The sequence below is a fragment of the Duganella rivi genome (assembly GCF_009857435.1).
Taxonomy (GTDB): domain Bacteria; phylum Pseudomonadota; class Gammaproteobacteria; order Burkholderiales; family Burkholderiaceae_D; genus Rugamonas; species Rugamonas rivi.
The window spans coordinates 606,519-624,351 of record NZ_WWCK01000006.1 but is presented as its reverse complement, the minus strand read 5'-3'; the positions used below and the strand labels follow the sequence as shown (position 1 = coordinate 624,351).

Below are 17,833 nucleotides of genomic sequence, written 5' to 3'. Positions count from 1 at the left end.
TTCGTGTTCACGTAATTCTTGTAAAACCTGTTCGATAGCGTGGGCTTCCCCACGTTCGCCCTCCTTTCAGACGGCTGATGGCGTATTATTCCGGGCTTGTCTGTCTAGGAATCATCACCATGTTGCCTTCTATCGAACAACGTCTTGCCCTCGAACTGGCCGCCAAGCCGGCCCAAGTTGCCGCCGCCATCGCCCTGTTGGACGAGGGCGCCACCGTTCCTTTCATCGCCCGCTATCGTAAAGAGGCGACCGGGGGGCTCGATGACACCCAGCTGCGCCTGCTCGAAGAACGCCTGCGCTACCTGCGCGAGCTGGAAGATCGCCGCGCCAGTATCGTGGCATCGATTACCGAGCAAAACAAGATGACACCAGAGTTGCTAGATGCTGTCATGCACGCAGAAGACAAGACCCGTCTGGAAGACTTATATCTTCCGTACAAACAAAAACGCCGCACCAAGGCGCAAATCGCCATCGAAGCGGGCCTGGCGCCGCTGGCGGACGGCTTGCTCGACAATCCAGAACTGAATCCTGAGACGGAAGCCGGCAAGTACCTGCGCGAAGCCTTCACCACCGCCGACGGCAACAATCCGGGCGTGGCCGACACCAAAGCCGCCCTCGACGGCGCGCGCCAGATCCTGATGGAACGCTTTGCCGAAGACGCTACCTTGCTGCAATCCTTGCGCGAATATGTGCAAGAGCATGGCATTGTTGAGTCGAAAGTTATTGAAGGTAAGCAAGAAGAGGGCGAAAAATTCGCCGATTATTTCGATTATTCCGAGCCGCTGGCCAGCGTGCCGTCGCACCGCGCCCTGGCGCTGATGCGCGGCCGCCGTGAAGGCGTGCTGGATGTGGCCCTGCGCCTCGATTCCGAGCCGGAAAAACCAAAGTGGGACGCGCCGCACAATCCGTGCGAGAGCCGCATTGCCGCCCGTTTCGGCATCAAGAACGCCGGCCGCCCGGCCGACAAGTGGCTGTCAGACACCGCGCGCTGGACTTGGCGTGTGAAAAGCTTCATGCATTTGGATACAGAATTGATGGGCGCACTGCGCGAGAAATCCGAGCTGGAAGCCATCAACGTATTCGCTACCAACTTGAAAGCCTTGCTGCTGGCAGCCCCGGCCGGCCAGCGCGCCACCATGGGCCTCGATCCTGGCCTGCGCACCGGCGTCAAAGTGGCGGTGGTGGACGCCACCGGCAAGGTTGTGGATACCGCCGTGATTTATCCACACCAGCCGAAAAATGACTGGGAAGGCTCGCTGCACACCCTGGGCAAGCTGGCCATGAAGCACAATGTATCGCTGATTTCGATCGGCAACGGCACCGCTTCGCGCGAGACCGACAAGCTGGCGCAAGACCTGCTCAAGCGTTTCCCTGAGCAAAAAATGAGCAAAATCGTGGTGTCCGAGGCGGGTGCGTCGGTGTACTCGGCGTCGGAGTACGCCTCGAAAGAGCTGCCGGACATGGACGTGTCGCTGCGCGGCGCGGTGTCGATTGCGCGCCGCCTGCAAGATCCGCTGGCTGAGCTGGTCAAGATCGATCCGAAATCGATCGGCGTCGGCCAGTACCAGCACGACGTGTCGCAGACCCAGCTGGCGCGCACGCTGGACGCCGTGGTCGAGGATTGCGTGAACGCGGTCGGCGTGGATGTGAACACCGCCTCGGCGCCGCTGCTGGCACGGGTGTCGGGCTTGTCGTCCTCGGTGGCGCAGGCGATTGTCGCCTACCGCGACCTGAAGGGAGCGTTCACTTCGCGTGCAGCCCTGAAATCCGTGCCGCGCCTGGGCGACAAGACCTTCGAACAGGCGGCCGGCTTCCTGCGCGTGATGAACGGCGAGAACCCGCTGGACGCCTCGGCAGTCCACCCGGAATCCTACCCGCTGGTGGAAAAAATCCTGAGCGACATCCAGAAGGACATCAAAGGCGTGATCGGCGATACCGCCCTGATCAAGCGCCTGCAACCGGCCAAGTACGCCGACGACAAGTTCGGCGTACCGACCATCACCGACATCCTGAAGGAGCTGGAAAAGCCAGGCCGCGACCCACGCCCTGAATTCACCACCGCCACCTTTAAAGAAGGCGTGGAAGAAATCAAGGACTTGCGCCCGGATATGATCCTGGAAGGCGTGGTGACTAACGTGGCCGCCTTCGGCGCGTTTGTCGACATCGGCGTGCATCAGGACGGCCTGGTGCACATCTCGGCGCTGTCCAACACCTTCGTCAAAGATCCGCACACGGTGGTGAAAGCCGGCCAGGTGGTGAAAGTGAAAGTGCTGGAAGTGGACGAAAAGCGCAAGCGCATCGCCCTGACCATGCGCCTCTCCGACAGCGCGCCGCAAGCCGGTTCGCAGCCGCAGCAGCGCGGCGACCGCAACGACCGCCGCGCCATGGGCCAGCAGCAAAAGTCGCAAACCCGCGAGCCGGCGATGGGCGGCAGCATGGCCGCCGCCTTCGCCAAGCTGCGGGGGTAAAATCACGGGCGCCGGCATTTTCTTATAAAATGCCGGTATTCGACATCTTTACACCCTAGAGGCAGCTATGAGCGACGTACAAACTTGGATCAAAGAAACCGTGACCAACACCCCGGTGGTGCTGTTCATGAAGGGCACCGCCCAGTTCCCACAATGCGGCTTCTCCGGCCGTGCTATCCAGATCCTGAAAGCGTGCGGCGTTGAAAACATTGCCACCGTGAACGTGCTGGAAGACCCGGAAGTGCGCCAAGGCATCAAGGACTACTCGAACTGGCCGACCATTCCCCAGCTGTACATCAAGGGTGAATTCATCGGCGGTTCGGACATCATGAACGAGATGTTTGAGTCGGGCGAACTGAAAGCCCTGCTGGATGCCTGATCGGCCTCAGCGGATTGTCATTGCCATCACCGGCGCCACCGGTGCGGTGTATGGCGTGCGTCTGCTGCAAGTTTTACAACATATCGCAGGCGTCGAGACCCACCTCGTGATCTCGGACGCCGCGGTTCTCACCCTGCACCAGGAAACCGGCTTGCAGCGGCGCGAAGTTGAATCCTATGCCCACGTGGTGCACAAGGTGCGCGATGTTGGCGCAGCCATTGCCAGCGGCTCGTTCCAGAGCGAGGGCATGATTATCGCCCCCTGCTCGATGAAAACGCTGGCTTCAGTCGCCCACGGCTTGTCTGACAACCTGATCGCGCGCGCCGCCGACGTGGTGCTCAAGGAGCGCCGCCGCCTGGTGCTGATGGTACGGGAAACCCCGTTCAACCTCGCGCACCTGCGCAATATGACGGCGGTCACGGAAATGGGCGGCATCATCTTCCCCCCGCTACCTAGCTTCTATCACAACCCGCAGACAATTGCGGAAATGGTCGACCACACGGTGGCCCGCGTCATTGATTTATTTGGGATAGAGCACGCACTGGCGCCACGCTGGGCGGGCCTCAAGGGCGCCGCCGGCGGCGACACGGGACAGACTTAACGCTTGTCGTAGTAAGAACTGCTGGCGCGCTTCAGTTCACGGGCTTCTTCCACCATGCGGCGCTGGGCAATGCGCTTGCGCATCACTTCAGCGTGCTGGGCGGCGCTCATGGGCGGGGCGGTCATCAAATCTTTCAGCTGGGCGGCGTTGCTGTAATTGCTTTTCATCAAACGGCTCAAAGCGTGACTCCCCGAAAAGTAGGTTCTGACCTATTGTGCCTGAAATCGGCGATGAAACCATGACAAATCGCAAAGATAGCGAAAATAAAAAGGGCGCTCCCGCAGGTGCGCCCTAATTCCGAACAAAAACCGGTCTATCCTGAACCCAGTTTCATGAATATATGGTTGAAGCACATCCCGGTGCGGTCAACATCTCTCCGTAGTACTACGTAAAAATAACTACTTTTGGTAGTTCACCCGTACCAGCATGCGGATAAATTCACGCGCGATCTGGCGGTGATGCTCGTCCAAACGCTGCAAATCCGCGATCAGCTTGACGTCGGCCGACTCAAAACGCGACAAGCCATTGCCGCCGTCACCGGGCGGCGCGCCTTCTTCCGGGCCGCCAAAGCGCAGCCACTCGGCCGGTACGCCCAGCCACTGGGCGATCATGCGCAGCTTCTCCTGCGTCGGAATCGCCTCGCCTACCAGCCATTTCCGGGCCGCATGGACGGTAATTGGCCGTCCGTCGAACCGGATATTGAATTCGCGCGCCAACCGGGTCGGGCTGTCGGGCGAATAGTGGGCGTTTTTAAGAGCCTGTTGCAGGCGCTGGCTAAAGCTTTCGCGTTCATTAGAAGAATTCATAATTGAACTATTTCACGTTGCGTCATGAAAGTCAGTCTCTTCGAGGGCTGCCTCAACTGTGACTTTACAGGATTCGATAATTAACATTTTATCATTTGAAGAGGCTAAAGTGAGCGCAAATGTTCGGCAAATTTTATTTGGCTCGCGCAGGCGGTCGGCCATCATGCTGCCGCGCGATGTTTCACGTCGCACGATACCACTAACTCGCGCTACAATGGTTTGACGTTGACGTAAACGGCAATCTAACGAGAAAAATGTCCACCTACACTATCACCGAACTGGCGCGCGAATTCGACATCACGGCGCGCGCGATCCGTTTTTACGAAGACCAAGGCTTGCTCAGCCCATCGCGCGAAGGCGCCGGCGGCCGCAACCGCGTCTATACGCCGCGCGACCGCACCCGCCTCAAGCTGACCCTGCGCGGCAAGCGCCTCGGCCTGTCGCTGGCCGAGATCAAGAGCCTGGTCGATATGTACGAAACGCCAAAGGACTCGGTGGCCCAGATGCACCGCTTCCTCGGCGTGCTGGCCCAGCACCGCGAAACGCTGGAACAGCAGCGCGAGGACATTGAAATGTCGCTGGCCGAAATCCAGGCCCACGAGGACGAGTGCAAGCGTCTGCTGGCCGCGCAGGCCGCTGCTTGACGTTTACGTTAACGTCACATCGGCGTATCATGGCCGCTTCAAACCAATAACGAATAGAGGAAGACATGCTCCATCTCCCAGGCCTGACTTTTGACCACGGCGAGGACATCGCCGCGCTGCGCGAAGCCGTGCAGCAGTTCGCCGCCGCCGAAATCGCCCCGCGCGCGGCCGACATCGACCGCAGCGACCAGTTCCCGATGGATCTGTGGCGCAAGATGGGCGAACTGGGCGTGCTGGGCATCACCGTGCCGGAAGAGTACGGCGGCGCCAACATGGGCTACCTGGCCCACATCGTAGCGATGGAAGAAATCTCGCGTGCCTCGGCCTCGGTCGGCCTGTCCTATGGCGCGCACTCGAACCTGTGCGTCAACCAGATCAAGCGCAACGGCACCGAAGAACAGAAGAAAAAATACCTGCCAAAGCTGATTTCGGGCGAGTACATCGGCGCGTTGGCCATGTCCGAGCCGAACGCCGGTTCCGACGTGGTCAGCATGAAGCTGCGCGCCGATTTCAAAGGCGACCGCTGGGTGCTGAACGGCACCAAGATGTGGATCACCAACGGCCCGGACGCCGACGTGCTGGTGGTGTACGCCAAGAACGACCTCGAAGCCGGCCCGAAAGGCATGACCGCCTTCCTGATCGAAAAAGGCTTCAAAGGCTTCTCCATCGCGCAGAAACTGGACAAGCTGGGCATGCGCGGCTCGCACACCGGCGAGCTGGTGTTTGAAGATTGCGAAGTGCCGGCCGAGAACGTGCTGGGCGGCCTGGGCAAGGGCGTCAACGTGCTGATGTCGGGCCTCGACTTCGAGCGCACCGTGCTGTCCGGCGGACCGCTGGGCATCATGCAGGCCTGCATGGACGTGGTGGTGCCGTACATCCACGACCGCAAGCAGTTCGGCCAGCCGATCGGCGAGTTCCAGCTGATGCAAGGCAAAATCGCCGATATGTACTCGACCATGATGGCGTGCAAAGCCTACGTCTACGCCGTCGGCCAGGCCTGCGACCGCGCCACCACGCCGGAGCAAGTACGCAACCTGCGCAAGGACGCCGCCGGCGCGATCCTGTACAGCGCCGAAAAAGCCACGTGGATGGCCGGCGAAGCGATCCAAACCTTGGGCGGCAACGGCTACATCAATGAATACCCGGTCGGCCGCCTGTGGCGCGACGCCAAGCTGTACGAAATCGGCGCCGGCACCAGCGAAATCCGCCGCATGCTGATCGGCCGCGAATTGTTCGCCGAAACCAAATAATTTTAGAAGGACAGGAAAATGAACGATCCTATCGTAATCGTCGGTGCAGCCCGCACCCCCATGGGCGCCTTCCAGGGCGACTTCTCCGCCAAGTCCGCGCACGATCTGGGCGCTGTGGCGATTCAAGCCGCCGTTGAGCGCTCCGGCATCGACGGCAAGCTGGTCGAACACGTCTACTTCGGCAACTGCCTGATGGCGGGCCAGGGCCAGGCGCCTGCGCGCCAAGCCTTGCTGAAAGCCGGCCTGCCGACGTCCACCGGCGCCGTCACCCTGTCCAAGATGTGCGGCTCGGCCATGCAGGCCACCATCTTCGCGCACGACCAGCTGGTGGCCGGCAGCGCCGACGTCGTCATCGCCGGCGGCATGGAGTCCATGACCAACGCGCCCTACCTGATTCCAAAAGCACGCGGCGGCTACCGCATCGGCCACGGCATGATGTTCGACCACATGATGTACGACGGCCTGGAAGACGCCTACTCGCGCAACGAGAAAACCGGCGAAGGCCGTTCGATGGGCACCTTCGCCGAAGAGTGCTCGGCCAAGTACGAATTCACCCGCGAGGCGCAGGACAACTTCGCCATCGAATCGGTGAAGCGCGCGCAAGTCGCCACCAGCGAAGGCTACTTCAAGTGGGAGATCGCGCCAGTGACCGTGACCTCGCGCGCCGGCGACACCGTGATCGACAAGGACGAAGGCCCGCTGAAAGCCAAAGTCGAAAAAATCCCTACGCTGCGCGCCGCGTTCAAGAAAGACGGCACCATCACCGCCGCCTCGTCGTCGTCGATCAACGACGGCGCTGCGGCGCTGGTGCTGATGCGCGAATCGAAAGCCAAGGAACTGGGCCTGGCGCCGATCGCCCGCCTGCTGGGCCACGCCACCTTCGCGCAGGAACCAAACTGGTTCACCACCGCACCGATTGGCGCGATTGAAAAGCTGTACAAGAAAATCGGCTGGGGCACCAAGGACGTTGACCTGTTCGAGATCAACGAAGCCTTCGCCGCCGTGCCGATGGCCGCCATGCGCGACCTCGACATCCCGCACGAGAAGGTCAACATCCACGGCGGCGCTTGCGCACTGGGCCACCCTATCGGCGCATCGGGCGCGCGCATCATCGTGACGCTGCTGGGCGCACTGAAACGCACCGGCGGCAAGAAAGGCGTAGCGGCGCTGTGCATCGGCGGCGGCGAAGCGACTGCGGTAGCAGTGGAACTGGTGTAAGCATGGCGACTGCACTCGTCGTCGGCGCCTCGCGCGGCATCGGCCTGGAACTGGTCAAGCAGTACCGGGCCGACGGCTGGCGCGTGATCGCCACGGCGCGCAAGCAGGAAGACTGCGACGCGCTGTTGGCGCTTGGCGCCGAACCGCACAAGCTCGATGTGACCAACGTTGAAGCGGTGGCAGGCATCGGCTGGAAACTCGATGGCGAAGAGTTGGACGTCGCCATCCTGAACGCCGGCGTGTACGGCCCGCGTCACGACGGCTTCCCGATGGAGACCGACTTCAACGCCGTCATGCACACCAACGTGCTGGCGGCGATGCGGCTGCTGCCGATCCTCGCGCCGCTGGTGTGCGCGTCGCGTGGGAATGGCAAGTTAGCGGTGCTGTCGTCGCGCATGGGATCACTGAGCGAGCGCAATTCGCCCGGTGGTTCGCTGTACCGCGCCAGCAAGGCGGCGCTGAATTCCGTGCTGCTCGATACGGCGCTGGTGTTCGGCAAACAAGGCGCCACCTGCGTGGCCCTGCATCCGGGCTGGGTGCGCACTGACATGGGTGGCGCCGACGCACATCTCTCGGTAGAAGAGAGCGCGGCAGGCATCCGCAACACGCTGGCGACGCTACCCGCGTCGGACAAGGCGGCATACCTGAACTACGATGGCACAACCATCGGCTGGTAAAGAATAGAAGAGACAACATGATACTGAGTCAGGAACACGAGATGATCCGCGACGCCTTGCGCGCTTTTGCGCAAGAGCGTCTGGCCCCTAACGCGGCACGCTGGGATAAAGAGCACCACTTCCCAAAAGAAGAACTGAAGGAACTGGCGGCGTTGGGCGCGTTTGGCGTCGCCGTGCCCGAGGAACTGGGCGGCGCGGGCATGGATTACGTGTCTCTGGCTTTGGTATTGGAGGAGATCGCGGCAGGTGATGGCGGCACGTCCACCATCATCTCCGTCAACAACTGCCCGGTATGCAGCATCGGCATGATGTATGCGAACGCGCAGCAGAAAGAACAATGGCTGCGGCCCTTGGCGCAAGGCGAGATGCTGGGCGCCTTCTGCCTCACCGAACCGCACACCGGCAGCGACGCCGCCGCACTGCGCACCACCGCCACGCGCGATGGCGAGCACTATGTGCTGAACGGCGTGAAGCAGTTCATCACCAGCGGCAAGCACGCCGACGTGGCAATCGTGATGGCGGTGACCGACAAAGCCGCCGGCAAAAAAGGCATCAGCGCATTCTGGGTGCCGACGTCGACGCCCGGCTACATCGTCGCCGGCATCGAGCAGAAGATGGGCCAGCACTCGTCGGACACCGCGCAAATCCTGTTTGAAAACTGCCGCGTACCGGCCGAGAATCTGATTGGCGAAGAAGGCCAAGGCTACAAGATCGCCTTGTCCGGGCTGGAGGGCGGCCGCATCGGCATCGCCTCGCAATCGGTCGGCATGGCGCGCTCCGCGTACGAAGCAGCCTTGAATTACGCGAAGGAACGCGAAAGCTTCGGCAAGCCAATCTTCGAGCATCAATCGGTGCAATTCAAACTGGCCGAGATGGCGATGCAGATCGAAGCCGCGCGCCAACTGATCCTGCACGCCGCATCGATGAAAGACGCCGGCCTGCCGTGCCTGAAAGAAGCCGCGATGGCCAAGCTGTTCGCCTCCGAGATGGCCGAGAAAGTCTGCTCCGACGCCATCCAGATCCACGGCGGCTACGGCTACGTCAGCGACTTCCCGGTAGAACGCATCTACCGCGACGCGCGCGTCTGCCAAATCTACGAAGGCACGAGCGACATCCAGAAAATCCTGATCGCCCGCGCGCTTTAAGTCTTGGCGTGCACTTCGTCGCCGATGGCGTAGAACGTGCCGCCGGCGATGTAGTGCAGGCTACGCAGGCTTGGATCGGCGGTTTCGAAGTGCCAGTGGCCGTTGCTGAACACACGGTCATCGGCATACGCGGCGACGATCTCGCCGATGAACAAATCGTAGACCTGCTCATTGCGCGGCTCAGGAGTCACTTTGCAGATCATCCAAGCCGACGAACCGGCGACCAGCGGCGTATCGTAGCCGGCCACGCGGAACAGCTGCACGCCGGCCTTGGCCAGCTTGTCCGGCGTATCGTTCGCGCTGGCGTGGCCGACATCGTAGGTCAACTGCACCTGCGACACATTCGGCACTTGCAGCACAAAGTAGCCGCTCTGCTCCACCAGCGGACGCGTGGCCGTCGCCTTATCCAGCACCACCGTCACCTTGGGCGGCGAGAAATCCAAGGCACACGACCACGCCGCCGACATCACATTCTCAACACCGCCATGCGCCGCCGACACCAGCACTGTCGGCCCATGATTCAACAAACGATACGCCTTCGCCAGCTCCACCGGCTTGATATGCTGATCCATTTTTAAATCCTTACGGCGAGCGCCGCCAACGTTATAAACAGTACCGGCAGGGTCAAGACTATCCCCACGCGGAAATAGTAGCCCCACGAAATGCGCGTGCCCTTGTTAGCCAGCACGTGCAGCCATAACAGCGTGGCCAGGCTGCCAATCGGCGTGATTTTCGGCCCGAGATCGCTGCCGATCACGTTCGCATAAATCATCGCTTCGCGCACCGCGCCTTGCGTGGTGGTCGCATCGACCGACAACGCGCCGACGAGCACCGTCGGCAGGTTGTTCATTATCGAGGACAGGATGGCCGTCAGGAAGCCGGTACCCATGGCTGCGCCCCACACGCCATATTGCGCGCACCAGTCCAGCGCCGCGGTCAGGTAGGCCGTCAGGCCGGCGTTGCGCAAACCGTACACCACCAGGTACATCCCCAGCGAGAAGATCACGATCTGCCACGGCGCATGCAGCAGCACCTCGCGCGTGGAGATGCGATGGCCGCGCGCCGCGACCACCAGCAGCACCAGCGATCCAAACGCCGCCACGGCGCAAATCGGCACGCCCAAAGGTTCGATCACAAAAAAGCCAATCAGCAGCAGCGCCAGCACCCACCATCCCGCGATAAAGGTCGGACGGTCGTGAATCGCCAGCGCCGGATCCTTGATCTGCGTGACGTCGTAATCGGCCGGGATATCGCGCCGGAAGAACCACATCAGCACCGCCAGCGTGGCCGCCACGGCGACAAAATTCACCGGCACCATCACCGCTGCATAGCGCGCAAAGCTGATGCCGAAATAATCGGCCGAGACGATGTTGACCAGATTCGACACGATCAGCGGCAAACTCGCCGTATCCGAAACAAAGCCCGCCGCCATCACAAACGCCAGCGTGGCGCGCGCCGAGAAACGCAGCGAGTGCAGCATGGCGATCACGATCGGCGTCAGGATCAGCGCCGCGCTATCGTTGGCGAACAGCCCTGATACAACAGCACCCAGCAGCACCAGCAGCACAAACAAACGCTTGCCGCTGCCGCCGCCCCAACGCGCCACGTGCAGCGCGGCCCATTCAAAGAAGCCGGCCTTGTCGAGCAGCAGACTGGTGATGATGATGCATACCAGCGTCGCCGTTGCATTCCAGATGATGTGCCACACCACCGGAATATCGCCGACATGAATCACGCCCGCCAGCAGCGCCACCGCCGCCCCCAAAGACGCGCTCCAGCCGATGCCCAAGCCGCGCGGCTGCCAAATCACCAGCACCAGCGTGGCGATAAAAATTAACAGTGCGTTCAGCATCCGATGCGATCCAATGCTTCTTTGGTGATGGCGGGTAGCGCCAAAAACGCCTCGATGCGCGCGCGGATGATGCGATAAGTCTCTTCAAACGCCGCCTCGATTTCCTCCTCCGTGCCCACCACGTGGCCAGGATCGTCCACGCCCCAATGCGCGCGCAGCACCGGTGCGAGATAAGCAGGACAAGTCTCGCCCGCCGCGCTGCCGCACACCGTGATGACGATATCGGGCGTCACCGGCAAATCATTCCACGACTTGCTGAAATAGCCCTCGGTCGAAATGCCCTTGCGCTGCAACAGCGCCACTGCGCGCGGATGCAGCTTGCCGGCGGGCTGGCTGCCGGCGCTAATCGCCCGCCACTCCGGCGGCGCAAGGTGATTGAAAGTCGCCTCGCTCAACACCGAGCGACAGGAATTACCGGTACACAGAAAAAGTATGTTCATGGTTTGCACGAGACACCGCCGCAGCAGTTTTCAGTTAAAAATCCTATCAGCCCATTCATGGCCGCGATATCGGCCGAATAGATGACGAAACGCCCGTCCTGGCGCGACGCGATCAAGCCTGCATGCGACAACTCCTTGAGGTGGAAGGACAGGGAAGACGGCGCAATATCGAGCTTCTCGCCGATCTTGCTGGCAGCCAGGCCATCCGGCCCGGTCTGCACCAGTAGCCGGAACACCGCCAGCCGGCTGTCCTGCGCCAGCGCCGACAGCGCGGCCAAAGTTTGCTTAGTATTCATGCGAAACATGCTACAGCAAACGATTCGACATTTCAAATAATATTGAAATGAAGATGAAAAGTCAGGTCGGCTTGAAATCCGAGCGAATATCGACCAATTCCGCCGAGGGAATGGCGCACGCCACGTCAGCGATGGCGCGCGACAGCGCTGCGCCGGCACTTTCCGCCTTGCGCAGAAAATCCAGCGCGAGGTAGCCAGAACGCCCAACGCCGGCCAGCGCGTCGGCACAATTCGAGCCCGCCAGCCGCTCGGCCAGCTCCTCATAATTGCAATCGCGCTCGTCCAAACGATACCTGAGAGTAAAAGCAAACTCCATCATCCACCTCCGTCAGTCCTTCAGAATAGGGCTGACGCCGCCTGCCCCATTTGGGCCAGCGCAAGCGATGGACGAAAAAAAAGCCCGCATCGCTGCGGGCTTTGTTCCAATGTATTACCTATTCTTCAATCGTACCGGGCTCCAGGGCTATCTGCCAAGTGAGGCGGCGTCTCAAGCGCCCATGCTATCTGCATGGTGCCCTTGACGTGTAAATCGACCAACGTATTCGGAATTACAACTCCGGCTTTTGCGTCACCTGCGCCATCGAACTTACACAACTCTGGGCGCGGCGCATCGGCCGGATGTGGGACTGTTTGCTTGCAAACCTCAACCACTGAACGTAGTGTACCACAGTTCTTTGTGCAACGCACAAATTATTTTATTTATGTAGTCATTGGCTGCGGCGCGCGCTGCTGGTGGCCGCGCCCCACGCGCTCGAACTCGGAAATGACCTGGGCGCCAAACAGCAGCAAGGTCGCGCCGATCTCAAGGCTGAACATAATGATGATGGCAGTGGTCATCGAACCATACACCACGCTCACCTGCGACAGGGTGGAGAAATACCAGACCAGGATCCGCCGCGCCACTTCCCACAGCAGCGCCGCCGTCACGCCGCCGATCAGTGCGTGCGACAGGGACAAGCGCCCAACCGGCATCACCAGGTAAATCGACGACAGCACCAGCACCTCGCCGGCCAGCCCCAGCAAGTACAGCAGCATGCCCGACACGCCATGCAGCGACCAGCTGCGGCCCAGCAACTGCACGCTCTCCTCGCCCAGCACCTGCAAGCTGCCGGCCACCAAGGTCACCAGCAGCATGCCGGCGCCCAGCGAGAGGATATAGCAATAGGGCATGATGGCCGACACCATGAAATGCCGCCGCCGTATCGCCACCCGGTGCTTAAAAATCACACACATGGCGTTTTCCAGCACCGTGAACGCGAGCGAGCTGAAGAACAGCATGCTAACCAGCAGCACGCCGCCGACCACGTCGCGATGCTCGAGGAACTGCGCCACCTCCGCCACGATCGGCTTGGACTGCCCCGGCACCAGCCAGTTCAGATAGCGCCCGACCGTGAACAGCAGCTCCTCCTCCGCGATCACGTGCGACAGCGCCACCACGACCAGCAGCAGCAGCGGCAAGATCGACAGCAGCGAGTAATACGCCACCGCGCCTGCCAGCAGCAAGCCTTGATTGGCGCGGAAGCCTTGCAGGCATTGCACCGTGAAATCCATGGGATGGCGCCCCACATAGGCCAGCGCCCTGCGGTTGAGTAGATTCATGCTGTCATTCTAGGCACAGCTCAGTGTGCGGTATGTGCGTCGACGTCCAAATAACGCCAGTTGGTGAACTCCACCGGATGGCGACGGTAATTTTCCAACCACGGCTGCTGTAAGTCGGCGGAAATGGGATGCGTCAGCAGCACCCACGGCGTGTAAGCGTGGATGATGTTCGCCATCTCATCATACAGGGCCGTGCGCTGCGGCGACTCCCCCATCAAGCGGGCTTGCTCGTAGCGTTGATTGTATGCCGGAAGATTGAAACGCGCGTAATTGGCGCGCCCGGCGTTGGGGCCGTACAGCAGCTGGTAGAAGTTGTCCCCATCCGGGAAGTCGGCCACCCAGTTGGTTTCAAACATCATCACCGAGCCGAGGCGCGAGGCTTTGATGATCTCGGTTTTCTTGTCGCTCTTGAAGACGACCTTGAGGCCGATGGCGTTCAGGTTCTTGCGCCACAGCTCATCGCGCAGGCGGCCGACGGTGGAGGCTTCGCTGTGCATCACCAGCGTCAGCGGCTTGCCGTCCGGCTGGCTGCGGAAGCCATCTGCGCCCTTGCGGTAGCCGTAGCGTTCCAGCAGCGCGTTGGCCAGCGCCGGGTCGTAGGCGACCGGGCTGCGGTACTGCGGATCGTAGCCCAGCACATTCGGCGGCAGCGGCGTGATGGCGGGCAGGGCGAGGCCTTTCTTCATGGTGCTGACATCCTCGGCGCGGTTGTAGGCCAGCGCGATGGCACGGCGCAGCGCCACTTTCTCCTTGCTATAGCCGCCGATCAACGGATCGTCCATGTTCATCCACATATAGTAGGTTTGCAGCACGGGGAACGGCGCGAGCACGATGCCCCTGCGCGCCAGTTCGGGCTTGAGCTTGGCGTCGTCGGTCAGCACCATTTCTTTCATCGATTCCGGCAGTTGTTCGAGGAAGTCGAATTCGCCGTTGAGGAAACCCAGCACGCGCGACTGGTATTCCTCGACGATTTTGATGTCGATGCGATCCAGCAGCGGCAAGCGCTTGCCTTCAAATTCCGTCGGCCGGAAGTCGCGGTTGGCCAGCAGAATGATTTGATCGCTGCGCTTCCAGGTACCGATTTTGAATGGGCCGGTGCCGACCGGATGATTGCCGACCTGCGCGCCATAAGCCTCCACCACTTCGCGCGCCACCACGCCGGTGGCCGGCATGGCGAGGTAGAACAGGAAGTTGGGATCGGGCGCTTTCAGGCGGATGCGCAGGGTTTGTGCGTCCACCGCCTGCATGTCGGCCACGCCGTCGAACAGGTAGAGCCACGGCGATTTCAGCGCCGGATCGTACAAGCGCTTGAAGCTGTAGACGTAATCGGCCGCCGTCACCTGCCGTTTTGCGCCCTTGAAGGCAGCATCCGGCGTGAAGTAGACGTCCGGCCGCAGGCGGAAGGTGTAGGTTTTGCCGCCGTCCGTCACTTCGGGCATGGCGGCCAGCGTGTTGGGAATCAGCTTGACCGGACGGGCTTTGTAGTCGTAGCGCAGCAGGGGATCGAACAGGTTTTCGAGCAGGCTAAGGGTGGCGACGTCCGAGGCCACGGCCGGATCGAGGGCGGTTTCGCCGGTGCTGAGGAAGGCGTGCAGCACCTTCGTTTCGGCCAGCGCTGTGGCGCAGCTCATCGCCAGCACTACGGCTGCACAAATTTTCAGCATCCCTCTCATGGCGCCTCGCACGGTAAAGCGGCAGCTTATAACTTTTTTGGCTTGCTTACCCGCTATACTTTGCAGATCACCTACTGTCCAACAAAAAAATGTCGCTCAATTACATCTGGTCTGGATTCTTCCTCGTGGGCTTTTTGGCCGCGCTGGCGCAGTTCCTCTTCTTGGGCGACACCGAGATTTTCAAGCGCATCATCGACGGCACCTTCGATTCCGCGCGCACCGGCGTGATGGACATCGCCCTGCCGCTGGCCGGCGTGATGACGCTATGGCTCGGCATCATGAACATCGGCGAGAAAGCCGGCGCCATCGATCTGCTGGCGAAACTGATTGCGCCGTTCTTCTCGCGCATCTTCCCCGGCGTGCCGTCCAACCATCCGGCCACCGGCCACATGGTGATGAACTTCTCGGCCAACCTGCTGGGCCTCGACAACGCCGCCACGCCGTTCGGCCTGAAGGCCATGGAAAGCCTGCAAACGCTCAATCCCAACAAGGACGAGCCGACCGACGCGCAGATCATGTTCCTGGTGCTGCACACCTCGGGCCTGACCTTGATCCCGCTGGCCATCATGGCGCAGCGCTCCATCCTCGGCGCGGCCGATCCGTCCGACATCTTCATCCCCTGCATGGTGGCGACCTACGTGGCGACCATGACCGGCATCATCGCCGTGGCGATCCGCCAGCGCATCAACCTGTTCAACCGCGTGGTGGTGGGCTGGCTGGGCGGCATCACCGCCTTCATCGTGGCGACGGTCTGGTACTTCACCAACTACCTGACCAAGGCCGAAATCGAAGTGGCATCTAAAGTCTTCAGCAATTTTGTGCTGATGGCGGTGATAGGCGGCTTTATCATCGGCGCGCTGCGCAAGAAGGTGAATGTCTACGAGGCCTTTATCGAAGGCGCGAAAGGCGGCATTCAAACTTCGCTGACCGTGATTCCGTACTTGGTCGGCATGCTGGTGGCGATCAGCGTGATTCGCAACGCTGGCTTGCTGGGCTTTGTGGTGCAGGGCTTCAGCTGGGTGTTCAGCCATCTCGGTATCAACACCGATTTCGTGCCGGCCCTGCCGACCGCGCTGATGAAGCCACTGAGCGGCAGCGCCGCCAAGGCCATGATGATCGACACCATGCAAACCTATGGCGTTGATTCCTTCGTCGGCCGTCTTGCCTGCGTGTTCCAAGGCTCGGCCGATACCACCTTCTACATCGTCGCGCTGTATTTCGGCTCGGTCGGCATCCGCAAGACGCGCTACGCGATCTCCTGCGGTCTGATCGCCGATCTGGCCGGCGTCATTGCTGCGATTGCGGTGGCTTATGTCTTCTTCCATTAAGGTTTTTATCGCCGCGCTGTTTGCGGCCGGTGCGGTGCAAGCGGCGGATCTGCCGGAGCCAGTGGCGCGGCTGATGCAGTCTTCGAATATTCCGCTGGAAGCAGCCGGCATCGTCGTCATGCGCGGCGATACCACGCTGATCTCGCACAACGCGACGCAGAGCATGCAGCCTGCATCGACCATGAAGCTGTTCACTGCCATGACGGCGCTGGAGCAGCTTGGCCCGGTATTCCGGGGCCGCACCGAATTCCGCACCAACGCAGATGTGGTCAACGGCGTTTTGCAGGGCGATTTGATCCTGCGCGGCGGGGCCGACGCGGACTTCAACGAGGACGCGCTGGTGCACATGGTGCAAGCGCTGCGCAACCAAGGCATCCGCAAGATCAAAGGCGACATCGTGGTGGATCGCCTGTTGTTCCAGCCATCGCGCCCGGATGCTGGCCAGCCGCCGTTTGATGAATATCCATGGGCCTACTACAACGTCATCCCCAACGCGGCGCTGGTCAATACCAACCTGTTGAAAGTGGAGATGCGTTCGACGGCCGACAAGCTGTCGCTGGTGATGACGCCGGAGCTGGACAAAGTCAGCATCCGCTCCGAGATGAAACTCAGCGATGCCGCCTGCAGCGCATGGGAAAACGGCTGGCGCTCGCCGGACTATAGCCGCAAAGGCGACCGCATCGAAGTCGTCCTGCACGGCAGCTTCCCGAAAGACTGCGTCAAATCGACCAGCATCAACGTCCTCGATAGCCAGGACTACCTGGCGCGCCTGCTGCTGAACGAATGGCGCAAGCAAGGCGGTTCGCTGACCGGCGAGGTGCGCGAGGCCGCAGCGCCCGCAGCGGGCGTCGCCATGCCAGCCACGCGTCTACTCGCCGAACACGTCTCGCGTACGCTGCCCGAAGTCCTGCGCGACACCAACAAACAATCCGACAACACGCTGGCCCGCACCGTCTTCCTCAGCCTGGGCAGCCTCGAAGCCGACGCCACGCTGGGCAGCCGCCCGCTGCCCGCCGACGCCGCACAAACCAGCACCGCCATGCGCGCTGAAAGCGCGATCCGCGCCTGGCTCCAGCAGCACAACATCGACGGCAACGGCCTGGTACTGGACAACGGCTCCGGCCTCTCTCGCAGCGAACGCGCGACGCCCGCACAACTGGCAGGCGTGCTGCAGGCAGGCCTGAAAAGCCTGTGGATGCCCGAGTTCCTCGCCAGCCTGCCCATTGCAGCCACCGACGGCACTATGCGCCGCCGCCTGAAGGAAAGTCCAGCCGCTCAGCGCGCGCGGCTGAAAACTGGTAGCCTGTCAGGAGTGATTGCCATCGCCGGCTACGTCCCGGACGCCAGCAACCAGCCTTGCATCGTTGTCGCCATCCTGAACGACTCCCACGTCGCCAATGGCGCCGGCCGCGCCGTGCTGGACGCGCTAGTCGACTGGGTGGCCCGCAACTAACAGG

19 protein-coding genes are annotated in these 17,833 nt (G+C 61.5%); 10 read left to right on the top strand and 9 right to left on the bottom strand.

All coding sequences use genetic code 11. The annotated features are described in order from the left end of the window. Window positions 1–119: 119 nt before the first annotated feature. The 3 genes from GTP45_RS22385 (at window position 120) to GTP45_RS22375 (ending at window position 3,448) form a co-directional block, all read left to right on the top strand. A complete protein-coding gene (locus GTP45_RS22385; protein WP_161016048.1) occupies window positions 120–2,468 on the top strand; it encodes a Tex family protein in 2,349 nt (782 codons plus the stop codon). 67 nt (window positions 2,469–2,535) lie between these two features. Further along, a complete protein-coding gene (grxD, locus tag GTP45_RS22380) occupies window positions 2,536–2,847 on the top strand; it encodes a Grx4 family monothiol glutaredoxin (protein WP_161016047.1) in 312 nt (103 codons plus the stop codon). After that, entirely contained in the window at window positions 2,840–3,448 is a 609-nt protein-coding gene (locus GTP45_RS22375) for a UbiX family flavin prenyltransferase (RefSeq protein WP_161016046.1), read from the top strand. The genes grxD and GTP45_RS22375 overlap by 8 nt, the downstream gene beginning before the upstream one ends. On the opposite strand, the gene GTP45_RS28080 is transcribed toward GTP45_RS22375, so the two are convergent. Together GTP45_RS28080 and GTP45_RS22370 are read right to left on the bottom strand one after the other, a co-directional pair. Beyond that, window positions 3,445–3,615, bottom strand: a complete 171-nt coding sequence (locus tag GTP45_RS28080; RefSeq protein ID WP_166454693.1) for a hypothetical protein — start codon at window positions 3,613–3,615, stop codon at window positions 3,445–3,447. The genes GTP45_RS22375 and GTP45_RS28080 overlap by 4 nt on opposite strands. A 231-nt stretch (window positions 3,616–3,846) precedes the next feature. After that, window positions 3,847–4,254 (bottom strand): hypothetical protein, encoded by a 408-nt coding sequence (locus tag GTP45_RS22370; RefSeq protein WP_161016045.1) that lies wholly within the window; start codon window positions 4,252–4,254, stop codon window positions 3,847–3,849. A 254-nt stretch (window positions 4,255–4,508) separates the two neighbouring features. Between GTP45_RS22370 and GTP45_RS22365 the strand changes: the two genes are divergently transcribed. From GTP45_RS22365 to GTP45_RS22345, 5 genes are all read left to right on the top strand, one after another. Next, entirely contained in the window at window positions 4,509–4,898 is a 390-nt protein-coding gene (locus GTP45_RS22365) for a MerR family transcriptional regulator (protein WP_161016044.1), read from the top strand. Window positions 4,899–4,963: 65 nt separating this feature from the next. Continuing rightward, a complete protein-coding gene (locus GTP45_RS22360) occupies window positions 4,964–6,148 on the top strand; it encodes an isovaleryl-CoA dehydrogenase (RefSeq protein ID WP_161016043.1) in 1,185 nt (394 codons plus the stop codon). An 18-nt stretch (window positions 6,149–6,166) separates the two neighbouring features. Next, a complete protein-coding gene (locus tag GTP45_RS22355) occupies window positions 6,167–7,366 on the top strand; it encodes an acetyl-CoA C-acyltransferase (RefSeq protein WP_161016042.1) in 1,200 nt (399 codons plus the stop codon). 2 nt (window positions 7,367–7,368) lie between these two features. After that, entirely contained in the window at window positions 7,369–8,043 is a 675-nt protein-coding gene (locus tag GTP45_RS22350; RefSeq protein WP_161016041.1) for an SDR family oxidoreductase, read from the top strand. Window positions 8,044–8,060: 17 nt separating this feature from the next. Beyond that, entirely contained in the window at window positions 8,061–9,188 is a 1,128-nt protein-coding gene (locus GTP45_RS22345; RefSeq protein WP_161016040.1) for an acyl-CoA dehydrogenase family protein, read from the top strand. Here GTP45_RS22345 and GTP45_RS22340 read toward each other — a convergent pair. The 7 genes from GTP45_RS22340 to GTP45_RS22310 all read right to left on the bottom strand — a co-directional run bounded on the left by GTP45_RS22340 (window position 9,185) and on the right by GTP45_RS22310 (window position 15,039). Beyond that, complete coding sequence (locus GTP45_RS22340; RefSeq protein WP_161016039.1) at window positions 9,185–9,760, bottom strand: flavin reductase family protein; 576 nt, start codon at window positions 9,758–9,760, stop codon at window positions 9,185–9,187. The two genes, GTP45_RS22345 and GTP45_RS22340, sit on opposite strands and share 4 nt — an antisense overlap. Window positions 9,761–9,762: 2 nt before the next feature. Next, window positions 9,763–11,040, bottom strand: a complete 1,278-nt coding sequence (locus GTP45_RS22335) for an arsenic transporter (RefSeq protein WP_161016038.1) — start codon at window positions 11,038–11,040, stop codon at window positions 9,763–9,765. Next, window positions 11,034–11,480, bottom strand: a complete 447-nt coding sequence (locus tag GTP45_RS22330; RefSeq protein WP_161016037.1) for an arsenate reductase ArsC — start codon at window positions 11,478–11,480, stop codon at window positions 11,034–11,036. The genes GTP45_RS22335 and GTP45_RS22330 overlap by 7 nt, the downstream gene beginning before the upstream one ends. Continuing rightward, window positions 11,477–11,776 (bottom strand): ArsR/SmtB family transcription factor, encoded by a 300-nt coding sequence (locus GTP45_RS22325; RefSeq protein WP_174821672.1) that lies wholly within the window; start codon window positions 11,774–11,776, stop codon window positions 11,477–11,479. Before GTP45_RS22325 ends, GTP45_RS22330 begins: the two co-directional genes overlap by 4 nt. Before the next feature lie 61 nt (window positions 11,777–11,837). Beyond that, window positions 11,838–12,095: a hypothetical protein gene (locus tag GTP45_RS22320; protein WP_217363381.1), complete on the bottom strand. Its 258-nt coding sequence runs from the start codon at window positions 12,093–12,095 to the stop codon at window positions 11,838–11,840. A 380-nt stretch (window positions 12,096–12,475) separates the two neighbouring features. Beyond that, complete coding sequence (locus GTP45_RS22315; protein WP_161016035.1) at window positions 12,476–13,375, bottom strand: YihY/virulence factor BrkB family protein; 900 nt, start codon at window positions 13,373–13,375, stop codon at window positions 12,476–12,478. Between the two features lie 20 nt (window positions 13,376–13,395). Beyond that, a complete protein-coding gene (locus GTP45_RS22310; protein WP_229258587.1) occupies window positions 13,396–15,039 on the bottom strand; it encodes an ABC transporter substrate-binding protein in 1,644 nt (547 codons plus the stop codon). A gap of 98 nt (window positions 15,040–15,137) precedes the next feature. Here GTP45_RS22310 and GTP45_RS22305 point away from each other — a divergent pair, with 98 nt between their 5' ends. After that, window positions 15,138–16,376, top strand: coding sequence for a spore maturation protein (locus GTP45_RS22305; RefSeq protein WP_161016033.1), 1,239 nt, complete (start codon window positions 15,138–15,140; stop codon window positions 16,374–16,376). Continuing rightward, on the top strand, window positions 16,360–17,829 hold the full coding sequence (dacB, locus tag GTP45_RS22300; RefSeq protein WP_161016032.1) for a D-alanyl-D-alanine carboxypeptidase/D-alanyl-D-alanine endopeptidase: 1,470 nt from the start codon (window positions 16,360–16,362) through the stop codon (window positions 17,827–17,829). The genes GTP45_RS22305 and dacB overlap by 17 nt, the downstream gene beginning before the upstream one ends. The last annotated feature ends 4 nt before the right edge of the window (window positions 17,830–17,833 follow it).